Here is a 17,563-nt window from a genome sequence, read left to right as displayed (position 1 = left end):
GGTCACGAAACGCAACCGTTGCGACGGCGTGAAGCGCTTATTCGCTATCGGGATGATGCGGTTTGGCGGCGGTTTCCCAGGCGCCGCTCACATCGGTCAGCTGCGCCTCGATGCATTCGACGTCGAGCGCAATGGCGCTGCCGCCCGAAAGCGTCAGCTCAACGGCTCCATCGGGTCCTTCGCCATTCTGCACGAAGCGGATGGCGAGAAGCGACAGGACCTGCTCCTTATCGGTGCGGTTGATGCCATATGAGCGCACGGCGGAGACCCGCTTGAGGAAAACGACGCTGCGGCAGCGCTCCGGTGGCAGGTTCTTCTTGTCGGCGCTTTCCCATACGAAACGATTGGCGGAAAGCGTGAACTGGCCATGCTTCGGCTCGAAGGCAACGTCTTTCAGTTTAAAGACGCTGTCCTGCATATGCGTCGAGATGACGGAGAGATCTTCAGTATCCAGCGCGAGCAATTTCAGGCCGCTCATCTTTTTCTTCCTTTTCCGCGGGCCACGGGCCGCAATGTCTATTTCTTGTACTGGAAATAGGCAGTCGAGGCCCGCTCTGCAACGGGTAGGAGCCGGATGAGCGGCAATGAAAGGATCAATCGCTGACGCGTTCGACCAGTGCGCCGCAGCGGGTGAGCTTTTCTTCAAGACGTTCGAAACCGCGATCGAGATGGTAGACGCGCGAAACCATGGTCTCGCCTTCCGCCACCAGACCGGCAATGACCAGCGATACCGAGGCGCGCAGATCGGTCGCCATCACGGGCGCACCCTTCAGGCGGGAGACGCCCTCGATACGGGCCATCTGACCGGAAAGCGAAATCTTCGCGCCGAGACGGGCCAGTTCCTGCACATGCATGAAGCGGTTTTCGAAGATGGTCTCGGTGATGTGGGAGACACCCTGCGAGCGGGTCATCAGCGCCATGAACTGGGCCTGCAGATCGGTGGGGAAGCCGGGGAAGGGCTCGGTGACAACATCGACCGGCTGGATGCCGTTGCCGTTGCGCACGACGCGCAGACCGGTTTCGGTCTCGCTGATCGTCGCACCCGCGAGCCGCAGCGTATCGAGCGCATTGTCGAGCAGCGATGCGCGCGTGCCTTCCAGCACCACGTCGCCGCCGGCCATGGCAACCGCCATGGCATAGGTGCCGGTCTCGATACGATCAGGCAGAACCCGGTGGCGCGCGCCGGAGAGCGAAGTGACGCCCTCGATGGTGATGGTGGAGGTGCCCGCACCTTCGATCTTCGCGCCCATGGCGGTGAGGCACTGCGCCAGATCGACCACTTCCGGCTCGCGGGCGGCGTTGTGAATGACGGTGGTGCCGCGGGCAAGGCTCGCTGCCATTAGCATCACGTGCGTTGCGCCGACGGAGACTTTCGGGAAGGTATAAACCGCGCCGATCAGGCCGCCCTTGGGGGCTGTGGCGTTGATGTAGCCGCCGTCGATTTCCATCGTCGCGCCGAGCGCCTCGAGGCCCTCGATAAACAGATCAACCGGGCGCGTGCCGATGGCGCAGCCGCCGGGCAGGGAAACGCGGGCGCGGCCTTCACGGGCCAGAAGCGGGCCGATGACCCAGAAGCTGGCGCGCATCTTGGAAACCAGCTCATAGGGTGCCGTCGTATCAACCACGGTGCGGCAGGTGAAATGGACGGTGCGGGAATAGGCTTCGCCCTGGCTTTCGCGGCGACCATTGACGGAAATATCGACGCCGTGATTGCCGAGAATACGGATGAGCTGTTCAACATCGGCCAGATGCGGCACGTTTTCGAGCGTCAGCGTGTCGCTGGTCAGAAGCGATGCGATCATCAACGGCAAGGCGGCGTTTTTTGCGCCGGAGATGGGAATGATGCCGTTAAGCTTGTTGCCACCCGTAATTCTGATGCGATCCATGCGTCCCTACGGGCCTGTGCCCGCCTTTCTTATCATGCCTTGCGGAAAGGCGCGTCCTTAGACGAATTTCCGCGGCGTTTCAATTTATGCTGATGAATTCTCTATGAGGATGATTCGTCCGTTTTTGCGGCAGGCAGACCAATCGTCTGGTCCTCATCGCCGGCGCGACGCGCACGAACCTGCTGTTTGCGCTTGAGAAGGTTTTCACGAAGCTTCTTCGCCGCCCGCGCCTTGCGCTCCGCCTCGCGCTGCCGTGCCTTCTCGCCCGGGCCAGCCTGCTGGCCACCGGTCGCCGTCACGGCGGACGGTTCTGTGGCGTCGTCCGCGCAAATCGCTGCATTCGCCTGTTTGTCATGATGTTCGTTCATAAATTCAGCAATATCCGAAAAATGCATTTTTCAACAGGGGGAACGCTTTTTTGCCCCGCTTGATGAAGAATATCGTTTTGCGACTTGCGCTCATCAAAAACCTATGGCAATAGGCCGCCACGCTTGATGCTGAAGCACACGCTTCGGCACCGGATGCTGCTATAGCTCAGGGGTAGAGCACTCCCTTGGTAAGGGAGAGGCCGAGAGTTCAAATCTCTCTAGCAGCACCATTTCTCCCATAAATTCAAAAAATTACGCGATTTCCAGAGATGCCGACATTAGTCTGCCGCGCGCTGCTTGTGCGCTTTCCCAAGCACTCCGTGTAAGCCTTGGAGAACAGAAATCCAGACGAACGGGAAAACCGCGCCTCTTGCGAAGCGCGGTTTCCATATCCGAATATTCTGTTGCTGCCAGAGCGGGACGAAACCGGCCGTAGCCAACGGGCGCCGCTTACTGGCGGAATAGCGACAGGATATTTTCGGAGCTGGTATTGGCGATGGAAAGCGACTGGATCGCCAGCTGCTGCTGCGTCTGGAGAGCCTTGAGCTTGGTGGACTCTTCGTTCATGTCGGCGTCAACCAAGCGGCCGATGCCCTTGTCGATGGAGTCGGTCAGCTTCGAGACGAAGTCTTCCTGCAAATCGAGACGCATCTTGATTGAACCAAGATCGGCGCTTGCGCTGATAAGCGATTCCAGCTGCGTGTTGACGAACTGGATCATGTTGTCGAGACCGTCATTGTCGGTCAGCGGCTGGCCTTTGGCATCCGTCAGCCCGCTGAGGTCCTTGGTGATGTCCAGATCGATCAGCGAGTAATCAAGCTTCTGCGCCATCTGCGACGTTGCCGCAGCGGTTTCGAGATAGATATTGTTGTTGGAGGAGCCACCGGTGCCGATCGCCGTCACAGTGGTGCCAGCGGGCGTCGGTGCCGTATTGTTGGCCTTCACATAGAGGGCTTCGCCAGCTGCGTTTTCACCGATCTTGAAATAGGTGCCGTTGTTTCTTGCGGTTGTTGCCGCAGCAACGGTTACGAGGCCGGTTGTTGCGTCCGCAGCCGAAACCGTGGTTGTCGTACCCGACGGGAAACCAAGAAGCTGAGCCTCGGTAAACACTTTTGCGGTAGAAGGCGTGGTTGTCGCAACACCTGCGGGCGTCGTCGTGGTGATTTCGAAATCACGCAGAACACCGGTGTCGGAGTAATAGGCAGCGCTGTCGAGAATGCCGTTTTTCGTCGCGCCGGTTGACGTATCGAAAAGTGCGGTCTTGTTATCAACCTGAATGTTGATGGTCTTGACGGCGACGTTACCTGCACCATCACGAACGAAGGAACCGACGATCTGTTTGGTGACCGGCGTCAGGTTGCCGGAAGCGTCGCTGATCTTGCCCTTCAGCCAGTTTTCGCCGGAGAAGGAGGCGGATTCGCCGATGCTCTTGAGCTGGTCCTGAAGCTGGCGGATTTCTTCCTGAATCTTTGCCTTGTCGACACCTGCTTCGCGGGCTGCAACCAGCTTCTTGCTGATTTCCTTGACGACATCGACGGTGGTTTCCATGGCGGAATAGGCGGTATCGACCTTTGCGGCGCCGAGGCCGAGGGCGTCCTGCACGGCGGAAAGAGCGCCATTATCGGAACGCATGGTGGTCGCGATCGACCAGTAGGCGGCGTTGTCGGATGCGGTCTTGACGCGCAGGCCGGAGGAGACACGCGACTGCGTTTCTTCCATGTTGCTGCCGATGGCGCGAAGGGTCTGAAGGGCGGCCATTGCCGCGACGTTTGTCAAAATGCTGGTCATAATTATTTGCCCCTTGATTGGCTGAAATGAAAAGGGACATTCCGGATTGCCGCCGGGAACGATCGAGCGGCTTGATGCCTGTTAACCTCTTTTTCGTCTTGGTTAACCAATCGTTTCGATGACTAGGTTTTAGGCGGCGAATGGTTAACAAAGCCTAAATCAATAAAGGGAAAAATTAAGGAACGATAATTTTTCTTAACCATAATAAAAAAAGCCGCGCTCGAGGCGCGGCTTTCCGTTTTTGACGATGTTGCCCGTGATTAACGGAAGAGCGAGAGAATGCTCTGCGAGTCGTTGTTGGCGATCGACAGGGCCTGAACAGCCAGCTGCTGTTGGGTCTGAAGAGCCTTCAGCATCGTGGATTCTTCGTTCATTTCAGCGTCGACCAGGCGACCGATGCCCTTGTCGAGCGAGTCGGTCAGCTTGTTGACGAAGTTTTCCTGCAGTTCGATGCGCATCTTGACCGAGCCGAGGTCGGCGGCGGCGGACGTCATGCTCTGGAGCTGCTTGTCGACGAACGACACCATGGCGTCGAGGTACTGGTTTTCCGAGACTGCCGAGCCGTCGCTGTTCTTGAACGTGCCGGTCAGGTCCTTGGTAATGTCCAGAGACGTCAGCGAGTAGGTCAGCTGCGTTGCAAGCTGGGCGTCAGCGCCTTCTTCCAGGTAGATCTTGGTGGTGCCGTCGAGGCCAACGGCAATGTTGGTCTTGGTTGCCGGCGCAGTCGGCGCAGTCGTGTTGATTTTCACGTACTGGTCGTTGCCAAGATTGAAGTAGGTGCCGTTGACGTTCGGAGTGGTCGTATCGGCATTAGCGATGGTGACGATACCCGTTGCAGCGGCGGTGGTGAAGGTGACGGCGGTGCCGGCTGTTGCTTCCTTCAGGCCCTTAAGCTGAGCTTCAGTGTAAACCTTGGCTGCAGCAACCTTGGTCACCGGCTGGGCGGCGCCTACGCCGTCCGAGTCATTGGTGATTTCGAACAGCTTGTAGCTGCCCGTGGAAGAAAAATAAGCGTAGGAGTCGAGGACGCCCTGCTTGTCCTTTGCAGCGCCCGAAGACGTGTCGAACAGGACCGTGTTACGGCTCAGGTCAACATTAACGGTCTTTACGGATACGTTACCGGCGGCGTCGCGGATGAAGGAGCCCACGATCTGCTTGGTGACGTTCTTCAGTTCGCCAGCGCCGTTGCTGACGGTGGCCTGCAGCCAGTTTTCACCGGAGAAGGAAGAGGAGCTGGAGATCGACTTCAGCTGATCCTGGAGCTGCTTGATTTCTTCCTGGATCTTGGACTTGTCGACGCCGGGTTCGCGGGCGGCAACCAGCTTGTTCTTGATTTCCTTGACGACGTCGATGGACGATTCCATACCGGAATAAGCCGTATCAACCTTGGCAGCGCCGAGGCCGAGAGCGTCCTGGACGGCCGAAAGTGCGCCGTTGTCGGAACGCATCGTGGTCGCGATCGACCAGTAAGCTGCGTTGTCGGAAGCTTCGCCGACGCGCTGGCCGGAGGAAACGCGGTCCTGCGTCGTTTCCATGTTCTGGCCGATAGAGCGCAGGGTCTGAAGTGCAGACATAGCTGCGACGTTAGTAAGAATGCTCGTCATAGTAGATTTGCCCCTTGAATGGCTGATTAGAAAAGGGACATTCCGGTCTCACCGGGAACGGCGCACAGCGTCATGCCTGCTAACCGGCTGATTTTTAAAGGTTAGCTCACCGTTTCGATGGCTCTAGCTAACCTTTATATAGTTAATGAAGACCTAATGGCTTTCTAAAAAAGTGCATTCTGGCGGTTTGTTTTGCAACCCTTGCGCGTGCGCGCGCGTAGCTGGAAATGTTTAAAAAAATAATAAAGCCGCACCCGTTTCCGGATGCGGCTTTGATAGAGGGGCAATACGCTCGGGTCAGCCTCCGTTGCGTCTGCCATTTTCACCCGATTACAAGACGGTCAGCCCCCGCTTGCGATCTTGTGTTTTATGTCATTCCGGCCCGCGGCTATCCGCTTGTCCATGCGCAAAATCTGACAGCCGGTGCTTTCCAATTTCCTAATTTCAGCGGACGCCCGGGCCTTCACTCTAATCGTGGTAAATGCTTTGAAAGCAGGAATGGTAAATGAAACCTTGCGGTTTGCATGCCATGCCCGGAACGCAAAACCGCGCCCTTTCGGGCGCGGCTCGTTTTTCTAGAATTTTCGTTCCGATTAACGGAAGAGCGACAGGATGTTCTGCGAGTCGCTGTTGGCGATCGACAGGGCCTGAATTGCCAGCTGCTGCTGTGTCTGCAGAGCCTTGAGGCGGGTGGACTCTTCGTTCATGTCGGCGTCAACCAGACGGCCGATACCCTTTTCCATGGTCGAGGTCAGCTTGGAGACGAAGTCTTCCTGCATGGAGATGCGGTTGGACACCGAACCCAGATCGGCAGCAGCGCTGTTGAGGGTTTCAAGCTGCTTGTCGACGTGGCTGATGAGCTTGTCGAGGATGTCGTTGTCGGTTGCAGCGGCAGTGCCGAGCATTGTGGCGGCAGCGCCCTTGTAGATCGACAGGTCCGAGATATCGAGGTTCGAAACAGTCTGCTTTACGCCGTCTGCGATCGCTGCCTTGTCGAGAATGCCCGTGCCCTTGCCGTCCGTCACAGCGCCGGTGTCGAACAGGATGTTCGAACCGCTGAGCTGCATGTCAACGCGCTGAACCTTGACGGCGCCAGCGGAGTCACGGGTGAAGGATGCGACAACCTGCTTTTTCAGGTTGGCGATAGCGGCATCGTCCGTACCGACAGCAAATGCGGCGCCATCGTTGGATGCCTTCGTCTTCAGCCAGTTTTCACCGTTGAAGGTTGCGGAGTCTGCGATGGAGGTCAGCTGCTTCTGGAGCTGGCCAATTTCCTTCTGGATCTTCTTCTTGTCGGCGGTCGGGTCCTGAGCAAGGATCAGCTTGTCCTTGATTTCCTGGACGACCTTGATGGTGGCTTCCATACCGGAATAAGCCGTGTCGACCTTGGCAGCGCCGATGCCGAGCGCGTCGGAAACGGTGGAGAGTGCCGAAGCGTCCGAACGCATGGTGGTCGCGATGGACCAGTAAGCGGCGTTGTCGGAGGCGGAACCTACTTTGAGGCCCGACGAAATACGGCCCTGTGTGGTCTCCATGTTGTTGCCGATAGAACGCAGCGTCTGGAGAGCAGCCATAGAGGAGGCGTTGGTGAGAATGCTTGCCATAATATATTGTCCCTTGTTTTTACGAGATACTGGAATTGGGGACATTCCGGACTTCGTATTACCGGTCACAACGTTTCGGCTTCATGCCACTCGGTTCAGAGTTACTTGTCTCTTGAAACCAAACCCGCTGTGTGTAGGGAGAATTTCGCAGCGAAAAATTGCGTAATTATTAATTTGAGCATTAAGAAATACTGGAAAATACTTATGGTTACTGCGAAGTATATTTAAATGGTAAGTTTTTAATTTAAAATTATAGTTATCCGGGCCCTAGCAAAATTGGTAACCAAAGCCTTAAAACGCGAAAACCCCGCTGCCGTGGGGCTGCGGGGTTAACAAACAGGATTAACGAAGTTTATTTCGGCACAAATGCCGTCAGTTGAACGATCTGACGAGGCTGCCGACGAGCAGGTTCCAGCCGTCGATCAGCACGAAAAACAGGATCTTGAACGGCAGGGAAATCGAGGTGGGCGGCAGCATCATCATGCCCATGGCCATGGTGATGGTGGCGACGATGAGGTCGATGACCAGAAACGGCAGGATGATCAGGAAGCCGATCTCGAAACCGCGGCGGATTTCCGACAGCATGAAGGCCGGAACGAGAACGCGGTAATCGACGACATTGTCGGTCATCACTTCCTGTCCGCGCTCACGGGCGATATCGACGAACAGCTTCAGGTCCTTGTCACGCGTATTGGCGTTCATGAAGGTACGGAAGGGTTCGGCGATGCGCCCTATCGCCTGCTGTTCGTTGATCTGGTTCTGCAAAAGCGGCTGCACGCCGTCCGTCCAGGCTTTGTCGAAGGTGGGCGACATGACGTAGAAGGTCATGAACATCGCCATCGACAGCAGGATCATGTTGGATGGCGTCGAGGCAAGGCCCATGCCGGAGCGCAGGATCGAAAAGGCGATCACGAAACGAGGAAAGCTCGTGACCATGATCAGGATGCCCGGCGCGACGGAGAGAACTGTCAGAAGGCCGAAGGTGCGGATGATCCATGCCGCGACGGATCCGTCGATCTGCGTATTGAACAGATCGGACGGAAATTGCTGGGCGTTGGCAAGGCCCGGCAAGGCGAGGAGGACGGCGATGGTTACAAGAAATCGAATCATTCGATGACAAAGGTCCGGAACATGACCTTGGATACGCGCCCTTGCGAGCGCAGGTCAACTCGTTCCTGAATGTCATCCTTAAGATATTGAAAGCCGCGCGGCCCTTCCAGCTGCTGAAGGGAAACGGTGCGTACATAGGCCATGATATCCTGGTGGATATCCTCCGCCAGTCCGACTTCCACCGGCCCCTTGAACATCAGCGCCACTTCCAGCCGCACCCAGTTGGTCGAAGGGTAGGCGAGGTTGGTGGTGATGGGGTCGAGCTGGACGATGCCGTTGGCTTCGGCGGAGATTTTCTCGATGCCCTCGGCGGCCTTGCCCTTTTCACCCGAAGCGGCTGGCGCGTGCGCTGCGGCCTCAGCGCCGGCGATCTTGGGGGCGATCATGCCGCCCACCAGCCAGCCGCCGCCCGCACCGAGCAGCGTCAGGATCACAACGCCAGCGATGGTCATGACCACCGGAGAGGACTTTTTCTTGCTCTCAGCCTGTTCGTTTTCCATGGTCAGTCCCGCTCCCGCAAACCGGCGTCAGAGCGGCGAGAACAGGTCGACGACCTGTTGACCGACCGGGGGCTGCTGCACTTCCGTCAGGCGGCCACGACCGCCGTAGGAGATGCGGGCTTCGGCGATACGCTCATAGGAAATCATGTTCTGCGCATCGACATCCTGCGGCCTGACGATACCGCCGACATTGAGGATACGGATTTCATGGTTGACGCGCACTTCCTGCGAACCGCTGATGATGAGGTTGCCGTTTTCCAGAATGCCGGTCACCACGGCAGCCACCATCAGCGTCAGCTTTTCAGAACGCTTGGTCTTGCCCTTGGCCTGGGTGTCGGTGTCGGATCCGTATTTGATGTTGGAGTCCGCTTCCGGCGTCCAGCCGAAGATTTCCGCCTTGGCCTTCCAGTTCAGACCGCTGGAATTGGTGCGGTTGCGCTCGGTCTCGTTGTCGAAATCGGCCTTGTCGTTGATCTGGATGTTGACGGTCAGGATGTCGCCGATGTTCAGCGCGCGCAGATCCTTGAACAATGCGCCCTGGCTGTCGCTCCATAGCGAATAGCCGCTCGCCATATGTTTCGGCTGCTTGGGATACATGCCCATCTGCGGCGTCTGGCTGAATTGCAGGCCGCTGCCGATCGGGCTCATCGCGGGTGCGTTGCCGATTTCCTTCAGGGTCTGGTTGTTCTGGCAGCCTGCCAGCAGAGCCAGCGGCAGGAGGAGGGCCGGAAGACGACGCGTGCTCATGAAGGATCCTTCGAAGTGTTTTTGTCGGTTGCCTGCGACATGATGCCGGCGACGGTGGCGGCTTTCTGCGCATCCATCTCGCTGAGGATGAGGCCGGATTGGCGCGGCGGCAGCTGCATGATGATGGCGGCCGCGATCTCCACATGCATCTTCTCGAGCTGGGGTGCGGCGGCGTCCGGCTTCATCGTCTTGTAGACATCGACGAGATTGGCTTTCGCCTGGGCGAGGAAATGTTCGCGGCGCGCCAGCCAGTCCTCATATTCTGCCTTGCGGTCTTCCAGCACGGAGATGCGCTCGTTGACGTCGGCCTGAAGCTTTTCAAGCTCCTGCTTCTGCATCAGATACCGCTGATCGCGGGCGGCATCGGCGATGTTGGTGCAGAATTTCTGGATTTCATCCTGCGTGCTCAGTTCCGACACCACGTTCTGCTGGCTTTCGGCGCCGGCGGCCGGCAGCAGGAAAAGCAGGGAGGCAACGGCTGCGAACCGGACAAGACCATTCGGCAGGGCTTGGTTTTTAAGAAGTTCCATCATTGCAGCACAAGCTCCGCCTGAAGGGCGCCGGCGGATTTGATGCCTTGCAGGATGGATATGATGCCATCCGCCTTGAGCCCGATGCTGTTGAGACCGGCAACCAGCGTGCGAAGATCGGGACCTTCGACAATGGCGACCTTGCTGCCTTCCTGCAGCGCCATGATGTCCGTCTGCGGCTGCACGGCGGTCTGGCCGCGCGAGAAGGGCTCCGGCTGGATGACCTGCGGCGATTCCGTCACCTGCACGGTCAGCGTTCCATAGCTGACGGCAACGCGGGAGATGCGCACATCCGCGCCGATGACGATCGTGCCGGTGCGCTCGTTGATCACTACCTTGGCGGGCGTATCCGTCTCCACCGTCAGGTTCTCGATTTCCGCCATCAGCCTGGTGAGGTCAGCGGTGCGGGGTTTCTGCACCGCGATTTCCTGCGAATCGCGCGGCTCGGCGATACCATCGCCGTAACGGGCGCGGGCAAAGGCGTTGACAACGTCCGCAACACGCACCGCAGTCGAGAAATCGGGATTGCGCAACTGAAGGACCAGATTGACCGAATCCTTGAATTTGGACGGCAATTCACGCTCGATGATCGCGCCGTTCGGCACGCGCGCGGATGTGGTGACGCCCTGCGTCAGCGTCGCGGCATCGCCCTGCGCCGAAAAGCCGTTGACGATCAGTGCTCCCTGCGCAACCGCATAGATCTGCCCGTCTGCGCCGGAAAGCGAGGTCATGATCAACGTGCCGCCGCGAAGCGAAGAGGCGTCGCCCAGCGAACTGACCGTCACGTCCACACGGCTGCCGGGGCTGGCGAAGGGCGGCAGATTTGCCGTCACCATCACGGCGGCGATGTTCTTGGCATTCGACTGGCCGCCCTGCGTGGTGATGCCGAGGTTCTGCAGCATCGCGCGCATGGATTGTTCGGTGAATGGCGAGGAGCGCAGGCTGTCGCCCGTGCCCTGGACGCCGACGACGAGACCGTATCCGATCAACTGGTTGTCGCGTCCGGCCTGCAGCGATGCGATATCCTTGATACGGGATGTATCGGCGTGGGCTGCGGCTACGGGAAGGAACGGCTGGGTCGAAAACAGAATGGCCGCGGCCAGGATACGAAGCAATCTCATTTCGCCATCACCTGAATGGTTCCGTCCTTCATGACCGTGCCGCTGACCATCACGCCGGAATCGATGTTGCGCACACGCACCACCTCACCAAGCGAGCCGTCGGTCATCGGCGTTCCCGAAGCCATCAACGTCATGTTGCCGATGGTGAAAACGAGCTTGACGCTGGTACCGCGCACCACCAGCGACGCTTCGCGCAGGGCGGCGACCGGGATTGTGCGGCCGGGAAGCAGGGTCTGCTTGGAAATCATGCCCTCAACTTCGCTGATGTCGGTCGCGTAGCCCGAGGAAATGTTGGGATTGGTCACTTCCACCGGTTTCACCTGGTCGGACGAGATGGTTTCACCCGGATAGATGGTGCGTGTGGGAACCAGCGCCATCGGCGCCTGGGCGAAAGCCGGCGCCATGGCAACAAGTGAAAAGGCAGACGCCAGGCACATACGGACGAGCGCCGTTCTGCAGCTGTTATTTTTTCGGCCAAACCTCATGTCCGCCTGCCTTTCCGTTCTTACTTCAGGTTCTTGCTGACAATCGATGCCATTTCGTCAGCGGTGGTGATGACCTTGGAATTCATCTCATAGGCGCGCTGCGCCGTGATCAGGTCGGTGATTTCCTTGACGGCGTCGACGTTCGAGCCTTCAAGGTAGGATTGCTTGATGTAGCCGTAGCTCGGATCGTCCGGCACGCCGATGACCGCGTCGCCGGAAGCCGGCGTCTGGGCAAAGAGGTTGTCGCCGAGCGGCTTCAGACCGGCTTCGTTTGCGAAGTTGGCGATGGTCAGCTGGCCAAGTTCGGTGAAGTCAGCGGCGTTGCCGATACGGGCCGTCACCTGACCCGTGCGGGTAACGGTGATGTCCTGCGCGTCGGTCGGGATGTTGATGTTGGGAATGACATTATAGCCATCGACCGTCACCAGATTGCCGTCGGCATTCTTGTTGAAGGCGCCGGCGCGGCTGTAGAGCGTCGAACCATCAGCCGCTTCGATCTGGAACCAGCCCTGTCCGATAATCGCCACGTCGAGTTTGTTGCCGGTCTCGATCAGGTTGCCCTGGGTGTGAATGTTGCGGACGGCAGACGTCTGCACGCCGAGACCGATATTGGCGCCTTCCGGCACGATCGCCTGATTGGCGCGGTTCGGCACGCCCTGCATGCGCTCCGTCTGGTAGAGCAGATCGGTGAACTCCGCACGCGCGCGCTTGTAGCCGGTGGTGTTGATGTTGGCGATGTTGTTGGCGATGACTTCCAGATTGGTCTGCTGGGCGTCCATACCGGTGGCGGCGATTGCAAGAGCTCTCATATCAATATTCCCGCTGGGCTAGATCTGCATCTTGGTAATGTCGAGATAGGCCGACACGATCTTGTCGCGCAGCGCGATGGCGGTCTGCAGCGATTGCTCGGCCGAAAGCACGGCATCGACCACTTCACGCGTGTTCGCCTTGCCCTGAATGCCTTCGAAGGAGGCGACTTCCGCCTTCTTCAGGTTGTTCATCGCATCCAGCGATACGTTGCCGAGAACGCTCGCGAAGCTTGCGCCCGTCTGCTGGGCGGGCGTCGTCTGCTGGCTGCCGAAAACGCTTTCGGTCAGCGAGGAGATATCGCTTGCGCCGCGCGTGAGCGAAAGGGAACTGAGTTGCTTGATGCCGTCGATCATTGCGATGCCTTCAGAAGGTCGATGGTGGAAGCGACGAGGTCGCGTGTCTGGCGGATGACCTGAAGGTTGGCGTCATAGCTGCGGTTGGCTTCGCGCATGTCGGCCATTTCGATCAGGATGTTGACGTTCGGCATCTTCACCATGCCGTTTGTGTCGGCGGCCGGGTTGCCGGGGTCGTATTCGTTGACGAAGTCACCACGGTCGACGCCGAGCTTCTTCACCGTCACGCGCTCCACACCGCTGACGCGGTCGAGCTCGGAACCGAAGGTAACGGTCTTGCGGCGATAGGGGTCGGCGCCGGGGGTGTCGCCGGTCGATCTGGCGTTGGCGATGTTTTCGGACACGACGCGCAGTCGGGTGGACTGCACCTCCAGGCCGCTGCCCGCGATCTTGCTCGCCGCACTCAAGGGATCCATGGTTTACCTCTTAACCGTCATCAGCATCATGCGATGGAAGGATTTGACGAGATTGGCGTTCAGGTCGTACTGCCGCTTGATCTCGCCCGTCTTGGTCATTTCCTCAGCAAGCGCGACCGAATTACCGGACTCCTGCATGCCGATCTCGTTATTGACCGGGTTGTCGCGCACGGCGATATTTTCGCTGAGGTTGCTCGCGCCAAAATGGGCGGGATGGGTCTTTGCCATGCCGACCTGCTGGCTGGTGGCCTGCATGACCGCTTCGAAAGGGCTGACATCCTTGGCGTGGAACTTGGGGGTGTTGGCGTTGGCGATGTTGGTCGCCACGACTTCCTGCCTCACGCTCAGCCATTCCGCTTGGCGGGATGCCAGATCGAACAGTTGAATCGGTTGCATAGACTTCTCCATCTCGTATGGCCCGAACCTAAGCACCTAATCTTGCGTCAGACTTGCGGGGAGGGGCAAAGACGCCGAACGGCGGAAGAACGGCCATCCGTGAAACAAAAAAGGCGCGCCGGCAGATGCGGCACGCCTTTTTTTCAAGGAAGAAAAAATCGTCTACTTTTCAGGACGATAGGTTTTACCCGAGGACGTTTCGATCTGCCATTCGCCGCCGCGTTGCTCGATCTTGGTCAGAAGCGCATTGTCTGGCAGGGTGGAGCCGACCCGCACCATATACATGCCCGATCCGTCCTCGATCAGCGCGCGGCCGTTGGAAACATGCAGCAAACGGAAGGAAGTCTGACCGGGGAAGGGCTGGTCTTCCACGCCGACGGCAAGATCGTTCTGCTTTTCCTTGCCGCTGGCGTTGACTGTCGCCGTCGTCAGCATATCAGGCAGTTCGGCCGGTTGCGGCATGTCTTCCTTGTTGCGGTTGGTCATGGCCATCGGCGAAACGCTGAAGACTTCCCGGGGGCCTGTGTGGGGCAGGTCGCGTGTGCGGTCACCGCCCGCAACCTTTATTCCAAACTTGTCTTCATTGAAGAACACATACCAGGGGAAAAAGGCCGCCGCTGCGGCAAGTCCAATTCCCGTCCAGGCCAGAATGCGGTCCAGCGTGAAGAAAGGCGGCTGCGACCGTGTATCCTCGACGTCGCCATTGTCGATCTTTTTCTTTTTCACGGCGTCAGCCTCTCATTCTCGGGTTTACCTGCGGCTGATTGTTCTGCACTCCGCCACGTAGCGCTGTCGCGAGATCAGCATAGGCGTCCTGCGCCGCCGGTTCGTTCGGAAGCTGTTTCAGCGTTTCATAGATGATCGGGACCTGCTTTACCGCCATGTCGAGATCGGGATCGGTGCCGGGGCGATAGCCGCCGATGAGGCGCAGATCCCGCGTTTCCTCGAAGCGATGCACCAGCGCCTTCAGGCGCGAGACCAGCTTTTCCTGATCCGGCGTCCAGGCCTTCTTGGCAAGACGCGAGATCGAGGCGAGCGGATTGATCGGCGGATAACGGCCTTCTTCGGCAAGGCTACGATCCAGCACGATATGGCCGTCGAGAATACCGCGGGTCGAATCGGCAATCGGATCATTGTGGTTGTCGCCATCGACCAGAATAGAGACGATGGCGGTGATGGTGCCGGTGCCTTCGGCGCCGGGGCCGGCCCGCTCCAGAAGCCGCGGTAGTTCGGTAAAGACCGAGGCCGGATAACCGCGCGCAACCGGCGGCTCGCCCGAAGCAACCGCCACTTCGCGGATCGCATGGGCGAAACGGGTGACGCTGTCGATGATAAGAAGAACGTTGTCGCCCTTGTCACGGAAGTGCTCGGCAATGGTGACGGCGGAAAGCGGGGCCATCTTGCGCAGCATCGGGCTTTCATCGCTGGTGGCGACGACGGCGATGGACTTGCTCATGTTTTCGCCCATCGTGTCTTCGATGAATTCGCGCACTTCGCGTCCGCGTTCGCCGACGAGCGCGATCACTACCTTGTCGAAAGCGTCGGCCTTGGCGAGCATCGACAGCAGCGTGGATTTGCCGACGCCTGAGCCGGCGAAAATGCCGAGACGCTGGCCGAGACACAAGGGAGAGAAAATATCGATTGCCCGCACGCCGGTCTTGAAAGGCGTCTCCACGCGCTTGCGCGTCATGGATGGTGGCGCATTGTTGGAGATCGAACGGCGCTCTGTACCGGAGGAAAGCGGCCCCTGGCCGTCGATGGGTTCGCCAAGCGCATTGATGGTGCGCCCGCACCAGCTGTCGTCAGGCGCGACACGGAAAGCGCCCTTGCGGATGACGGTGTCGTGAATACCGATCGGTTCACCGGGTTCGATGGGGCAGACATAGCAGATATCCGGCTCCACGCGCACGACTTCGCCGAGATGGATGCCGGTCGTGCTGCGATGGGCGACGAACTCGCCGAGCCTCACATGCCGCGAAAGGCCGGAAACCGTATAGTGTCCGGCGGCGATGGTGCGGACATGGCCACCCGGCGCCACCGAAAACTCCGGATCGGCATAGTGTCCGGCGAGGCTCGCCAGCTGGGCAAGTTTCGGTGAAATCGCCTCAGCCGAGAGCATGGGTTCCGGCATTGTCATTGCTCAGTTCCTTAACGCGCGCCGCCAAGCGTCTTGATGCCTTCGCCGAAGGTGGATTCGGTATCGCGCATCAGCGAGGAAATGCTCTCAAAGGCCCGGTTGACCTGAATGAGCTGCGTCATCTGGGAAATGCCATTGACGTTCGACTGTTCGAGATAGCCCTGAACGACGCCGACCTCGTGATCGTTGACGACCGGTGTCGGCTGGGCCACGGGCTTCACGCCGCTATTGGGATGGCGCAGGAAACCTTGCGAGAAATCGGCTTTGAAGATGCCGAGCGTGGCGACGATATTCTCGTTCTGCCTGATGGCACCGTCGAGACCGACGGTGATCGGTCCGCCATTCGGATTGAGCTGGATGGGACCGCCGCCGGCGTCGAGGACGGGATAACCGTTCGAAGAGATCAGCGCGCCGTCCGGGCGCATGGTGAAACGGCCGTCGCGGCTGAGAATCTGGCCATCAGGCGTGTCCATCGAGAACCAGGCGTCGCCCTTGATGGCGAAGTCGAAGGAATTGCCGGTCTGCTCGAAAGCGCCCTGGCGGGTGGAGAGATAGTCATTGCCCTGTGAAACGAAGGCCACCTTGGCATTCATGTCATTGTGGTTCTTGGCGACCATTTCGTCGAATTTTACTTCGGAGCCACGGAAGCCGACCGTGTTCACATTCGCCATATTATCGGAAATGGTGGTGAGACGGCGCTCCAGCGCGATCTGTGAGGACAGGGCGACATATAGTCCGGATTGCATATCATTTGCCTCCGAGTTTCAGGGAGTTGATGGAAATCAGCAGGTCCGGGGAAATGCCGTAGCCGCTGGAGGAGCCGAAAACGGCCAAGGGGTCGTAGGTCGTTGAGGGGTTTTGCATTTCCCACATGATGGTGAAACGCTCGAGCAGCTTGCCGACCTTTTCAGGATCCTGCAGATCCTTGATCTTGATGGATTTTTCGATGAGAGCGGCCTGTTTCTCGACACTCGCAGCGGCAAATTCGTCGGGCAGGTTGAAGGCTGTGCGGAACACCTGCGCGAGCGCATCGTCGGCCAGGAAATCCATGCCTGATTTGATCGTCGGCGCCTTGCGCTCGAAATAAAGCGCAAGCCGGACGCCGTTATTGTCATCGCCGGCTGTCTGTTCCAGCGTCTGGCGGGTATATTTCTCGATGGTGCCCGATTGTGCAGCCTCGGTCGCGGTCGCAGCTTTTCCAAGCTCGGCAAAATTCAGTGATTTCGCCAGATCCGCGTAACGATTGTCGGAAAGCTTGTTGGCGAAGGCATCCTTGTCCGAGGTGCCTTCCGTCAGCACCTTGCGGATGAAGGCTTTCGCATAGGCCATGTCCTCAAGGCCATGGGCTTTCAACGCATAATTAAAAAGGCGTGTATCGGCCATGAAGTCGTCGATGGATTTCACATCGCCGATCTTCGCGCGGTAATATTCGGTTTCGCGCGCCACGTCAGGCTGCTTCGACACGCGCTCAAGCGACTTGCCGATGTCCTGACTGATCAGTCTGTAGCTGGTGTAGGTGGAAGTCACTGAACCGCCGCTCTCGTTTGATCCCGATCTCAAGGCGCACGTCCGCCTTTGCCGGCATATTGCCGTAGCTTGCTTGTGCGAAACTGGTTGCCGGAGAAGCATGAAAGAGGCGTAGCGGACAGGTTCACGCAAGCCACATTTTCTAGAGATGGCGGCATGGAACACTGTTCGGGCGTGGTCG

The 17,563-nt window shown here is 58.6% G+C and carries 20 protein-coding genes and 1 tRNA gene; 1 reads left to right on the top strand and 20 read right to left on the bottom strand.

Annotated features, from left to right (window positions below; genetic code table 11):
• Positions 1-37 precede the first annotated feature (37 nt).
• From ACQZ5F_RS10880 to ACQZ5F_RS10870, 3 genes are all read right to left on the bottom strand, one after another.
• Positions 38-478 carry a DUF2948 family protein gene (locus tag ACQZ5F_RS10880; RefSeq protein WP_225339480.1) on the bottom strand — a complete coding sequence of 147 codons (441 nt, stop codon included), beginning with the start codon at positions 476-478 and terminating at the stop codon, positions 38-40.
• A 115-nt stretch (positions 479-593) separates the two neighbouring features.
• Complete coding sequence (gene murA / locus ACQZ5F_RS10875; protein WP_046800570.1) at positions 594-1,886, bottom strand: UDP-N-acetylglucosamine 1-carboxyvinyltransferase; 1,293 nt, start codon at positions 1,884-1,886, stop codon at positions 594-596.
• A gap of 101 nt (positions 1,887-1,987) precedes the next feature.
• Positions 1,988-2,254, bottom strand: a complete 267-nt coding sequence (locus ACQZ5F_RS10870; RefSeq protein WP_225339479.1) for a hypothetical protein — start codon at positions 2,252-2,254, stop codon at positions 1,988-1,990.
• A gap of 155 nt (positions 2,255-2,409) precedes the next feature.
• Here ACQZ5F_RS10870 and ACQZ5F_RS10865 point away from each other — a divergent pair.
• Positions 2,410-2,484 (top strand) — tRNA-Thr (locus ACQZ5F_RS10865).
• A gap of 220 nt (positions 2,485-2,704) precedes the next feature.
• On the opposite strand, the gene ACQZ5F_RS10860 is transcribed toward ACQZ5F_RS10865, so the two are convergent.
• The 17 genes from ACQZ5F_RS10860 to ACQZ5F_RS10780 form a co-directional block, all read right to left on the bottom strand.
• Positions 2,705-4,042 carry a flagellin N-terminal helical domain-containing protein gene (locus ACQZ5F_RS10860; protein ID WP_046800571.1) on the bottom strand — a complete coding sequence of 446 codons (1,338 nt, stop codon included), beginning with the start codon at positions 4,040-4,042 and terminating at the stop codon, positions 2,705-2,707.
• 260 nt (positions 4,043-4,302) lie between these two features.
• On the bottom strand, positions 4,303-5,646 hold the full coding sequence (locus ACQZ5F_RS10855; protein WP_046800572.1) for a flagellin N-terminal helical domain-containing protein: 1,344 nt from the start codon (positions 5,644-5,646) through the stop codon (positions 4,303-4,305).
• A gap of 593 nt (positions 5,647-6,239) precedes the next feature.
• Entirely contained in the window at positions 6,240-7,250 is a 1,011-nt protein-coding gene (locus ACQZ5F_RS10850) for a flagellin N-terminal helical domain-containing protein (RefSeq protein ID WP_225339478.1), read from the bottom strand.
• A 372-nt stretch (positions 7,251-7,622) separates the two neighbouring features.
• A complete protein-coding gene (gene fliP / locus ACQZ5F_RS10845) occupies positions 7,623-8,360 on the bottom strand; it encodes a flagellar type III secretion system pore protein FliP (RefSeq protein WP_052817083.1) in 738 nt (245 codons plus the stop codon).
• Positions 8,357-8,860: a flagellar basal body-associated FliL family protein gene (locus tag ACQZ5F_RS10840; protein WP_137083474.1), complete on the bottom strand. Its 504-nt coding sequence runs from the start codon at positions 8,858-8,860 to the stop codon at positions 8,357-8,359. The genes fliP and ACQZ5F_RS10840 overlap by 4 nt, the downstream gene beginning before the upstream one ends.
• A 27-nt stretch (positions 8,861-8,887) precedes the next feature.
• Entirely contained in the window at positions 8,888-9,607 is a 720-nt protein-coding gene (gene flgH, locus ACQZ5F_RS10835; protein ID WP_046800576.1) for a flagellar basal body L-ring protein FlgH, read from the bottom strand.
• Positions 9,604-10,140 carry a MotE family protein gene (locus ACQZ5F_RS10830; protein ID WP_046800577.1) on the bottom strand — a complete coding sequence of 179 codons (537 nt, stop codon included), beginning with the start codon at positions 10,138-10,140 and terminating at the stop codon, positions 9,604-9,606. Before ACQZ5F_RS10830 ends, flgH begins: the two co-directional genes overlap by 4 nt.
• Positions 10,137-11,258, bottom strand: coding sequence for a flagellar basal body P-ring protein FlgI (locus tag ACQZ5F_RS10825; protein WP_225339477.1), 1,122 nt, complete (start codon positions 11,256-11,258; stop codon positions 10,137-10,139). Before ACQZ5F_RS10825 ends, ACQZ5F_RS10830 begins: the two co-directional genes overlap by 4 nt.
• A complete protein-coding gene (gene flgA, locus ACQZ5F_RS10820; RefSeq protein ID WP_080842295.1) occupies positions 11,255-11,743 on the bottom strand; it encodes a flagellar basal body P-ring formation chaperone FlgA in 489 nt (162 codons plus the stop codon). The genes ACQZ5F_RS10825 and flgA overlap by 4 nt, the downstream gene beginning before the upstream one ends.
• 20 nt (positions 11,744-11,763) lie before the next feature.
• A complete protein-coding gene (gene flgG / locus ACQZ5F_RS10815; RefSeq protein WP_003503427.1) occupies positions 11,764-12,552 on the bottom strand; it encodes a flagellar basal-body rod protein FlgG in 789 nt (262 codons plus the stop codon).
• An 18-nt stretch (positions 12,553-12,570) separates the two neighbouring features.
• Complete coding sequence (locus ACQZ5F_RS10810; RefSeq protein WP_046800580.1) at positions 12,571-12,906, bottom strand: flagellar hook-basal body complex protein FliE; 336 nt, start codon at positions 12,904-12,906, stop codon at positions 12,571-12,573.
• Complete coding sequence (flgC, locus tag ACQZ5F_RS10805; RefSeq protein WP_046800581.1) at positions 12,903-13,322, bottom strand: flagellar basal body rod protein FlgC; 420 nt, start codon at positions 13,320-13,322, stop codon at positions 12,903-12,905. Before flgC ends, ACQZ5F_RS10810 begins: the two co-directional genes overlap by 4 nt.
• A 3-nt stretch (positions 13,323-13,325) precedes the next feature.
• On the bottom strand, positions 13,326-13,718 hold the full coding sequence (gene flgB, locus ACQZ5F_RS10800) for a flagellar basal body rod protein FlgB (protein ID WP_046800582.1): 393 nt from the start codon (positions 13,716-13,718) through the stop codon (positions 13,326-13,328).
• Positions 13,719-13,880: 162 nt separating this feature from the next.
• Positions 13,881-14,444 (bottom strand): hypothetical protein, encoded by a 564-nt coding sequence (locus tag ACQZ5F_RS10795; RefSeq protein ID WP_448730466.1) that lies wholly within the window; start codon positions 14,442-14,444, stop codon positions 13,881-13,883.
• A gap of 4 nt (positions 14,445-14,448) precedes the next feature.
• Positions 14,449-15,855 carry a flagellar protein export ATPase FliI gene (gene fliI, locus ACQZ5F_RS10790; RefSeq protein ID WP_046800583.1) on the bottom strand — a complete coding sequence of 469 codons (1,407 nt, stop codon included), beginning with the start codon at positions 15,853-15,855 and terminating at the stop codon, positions 14,449-14,451.
• Between the two features lie 11 nt (positions 15,856-15,866).
• Positions 15,867-16,601 carry a flagellar basal-body rod protein FlgF gene (gene flgF, locus ACQZ5F_RS10785; protein ID WP_052817091.1) on the bottom strand — a complete coding sequence of 245 codons (735 nt, stop codon included), beginning with the start codon at positions 16,599-16,601 and terminating at the stop codon, positions 15,867-15,869.
• Between the two features lies 1 nt (position 16,602).
• Positions 16,603-17,382 carry a DUF1217 domain-containing protein gene (locus ACQZ5F_RS10780; RefSeq protein WP_225339649.1) on the bottom strand — a complete coding sequence of 260 codons (780 nt, stop codon included), beginning with the start codon at positions 17,380-17,382 and terminating at the stop codon, positions 16,603-16,605.
• Between the last annotated feature and the right edge of the window lie 181 nt (positions 17,383-17,563).

It is taken from the genome of Agrobacterium sp. 22-210-1, from assembly GCF_053522525.1.
This window is presented reverse-complemented; position numbering and strand designations above follow the sequence as displayed.

What these genes read in the sequence shown, in the direction of transcription:
- ACQZ5F_RS10880 (WP_225339480.1), bottom strand. Translation starts at nt 478, where the DNA reads ATGAGCGGCCTGAAATTGCTCGCGCTGGATACTGAAGATCTCTCCGTC.
- murA (WP_046800570.1), bottom strand. Translation starts at nt 1,886, where the DNA reads ATGGATCGCATCAGAATTACGGGTGGCAACAAGCTTAACGGCATCATT.
- ACQZ5F_RS10870 (WP_225339479.1), bottom strand. Translation starts at nt 2,254, where the DNA reads ATGAACGAACATCATGACAAACAGGCGAATGCAGCGATTTGCGCGGAC.
- ACQZ5F_RS10860 (WP_046800571.1), bottom strand. Translation starts at nt 4,042, where the DNA reads ATGACCAGCATTTTGACAAACGTCGCGGCAATGGCCGCCCTTCAGACC.
- ACQZ5F_RS10855 (WP_046800572.1), bottom strand. Translation starts at nt 5,646, where the DNA reads ATGACGAGCATTCTTACTAACGTCGCAGCTATGTCTGCACTTCAGACC.
- ACQZ5F_RS10850 (WP_225339478.1), bottom strand. Translation starts at nt 7,250, where the DNA reads ATGGCAAGCATTCTCACCAACGCCTCCTCTATGGCTGCTCTCCAGACG.
- fliP (WP_052817083.1), bottom strand. Translation starts at nt 8,360, where the DNA reads ATGATTCGATTTCTTGTAACCATCGCCGTCCTCCTCGCCTTGCCGGGC.
- ACQZ5F_RS10840 (WP_137083474.1), bottom strand. Translation starts at nt 8,860, where the DNA reads ATGGAAAACGAACAGGCTGAGAGCAAGAAAAAGTCCTCTCCGGTGGTC.
- flgH (WP_046800576.1), bottom strand. Translation starts at nt 9,607, where the DNA reads ATGAGCACGCGTCGTCTTCCGGCCCTCCTCCTGCCGCTGGCTCTGCTG.
- ACQZ5F_RS10830 (WP_046800577.1), bottom strand. Translation starts at nt 10,140, where the DNA reads ATGATGGAACTTCTTAAAAACCAAGCCCTGCCGAATGGTCTTGTCCGG.
- ACQZ5F_RS10825 (WP_225339477.1), bottom strand. Translation starts at nt 11,258, where the DNA reads ATGAGATTGCTTCGTATCCTGGCCGCGGCCATTCTGTTTTCGACCCAG.
- flgA (WP_080842295.1), bottom strand. Translation starts at nt 11,743, where the DNA reads ATGAGGTTTGGCCGAAAAAATAACAGCTGCAGAACGGCGCTCGTCCGT.
- flgG (WP_003503427.1), bottom strand. Translation starts at nt 12,552, where the DNA reads ATGAGAGCTCTTGCAATCGCCGCCACCGGTATGGACGCCCAGCAGACC.
- ACQZ5F_RS10810 (WP_046800580.1), bottom strand. Translation starts at nt 12,906, where the DNA reads ATGATCGACGGCATCAAGCAACTCAGTTCCCTTTCGCTCACGCGCGGC.
- flgC (WP_046800581.1), bottom strand. Translation starts at nt 13,322, where the DNA reads ATGGATCCCTTGAGTGCGGCGAGCAAGATCGCGGGCAGCGGCCTGGAG.
- flgB (WP_046800582.1), bottom strand. Translation starts at nt 13,718, where the DNA reads ATGCAACCGATTCAACTGTTCGATCTGGCATCCCGCCAAGCGGAATGG.
- fliI (WP_046800583.1), bottom strand. Translation starts at nt 15,855, where the DNA reads ATGACAATGCCGGAACCCATGCTCTCGGCTGAGGCGATTTCACCGAAA.
- flgF (WP_052817091.1), bottom strand. Translation starts at nt 16,601, where the DNA reads ATGCAATCCGGACTATATGTCGCCCTGTCCTCACAGATCGCGCTGGAG.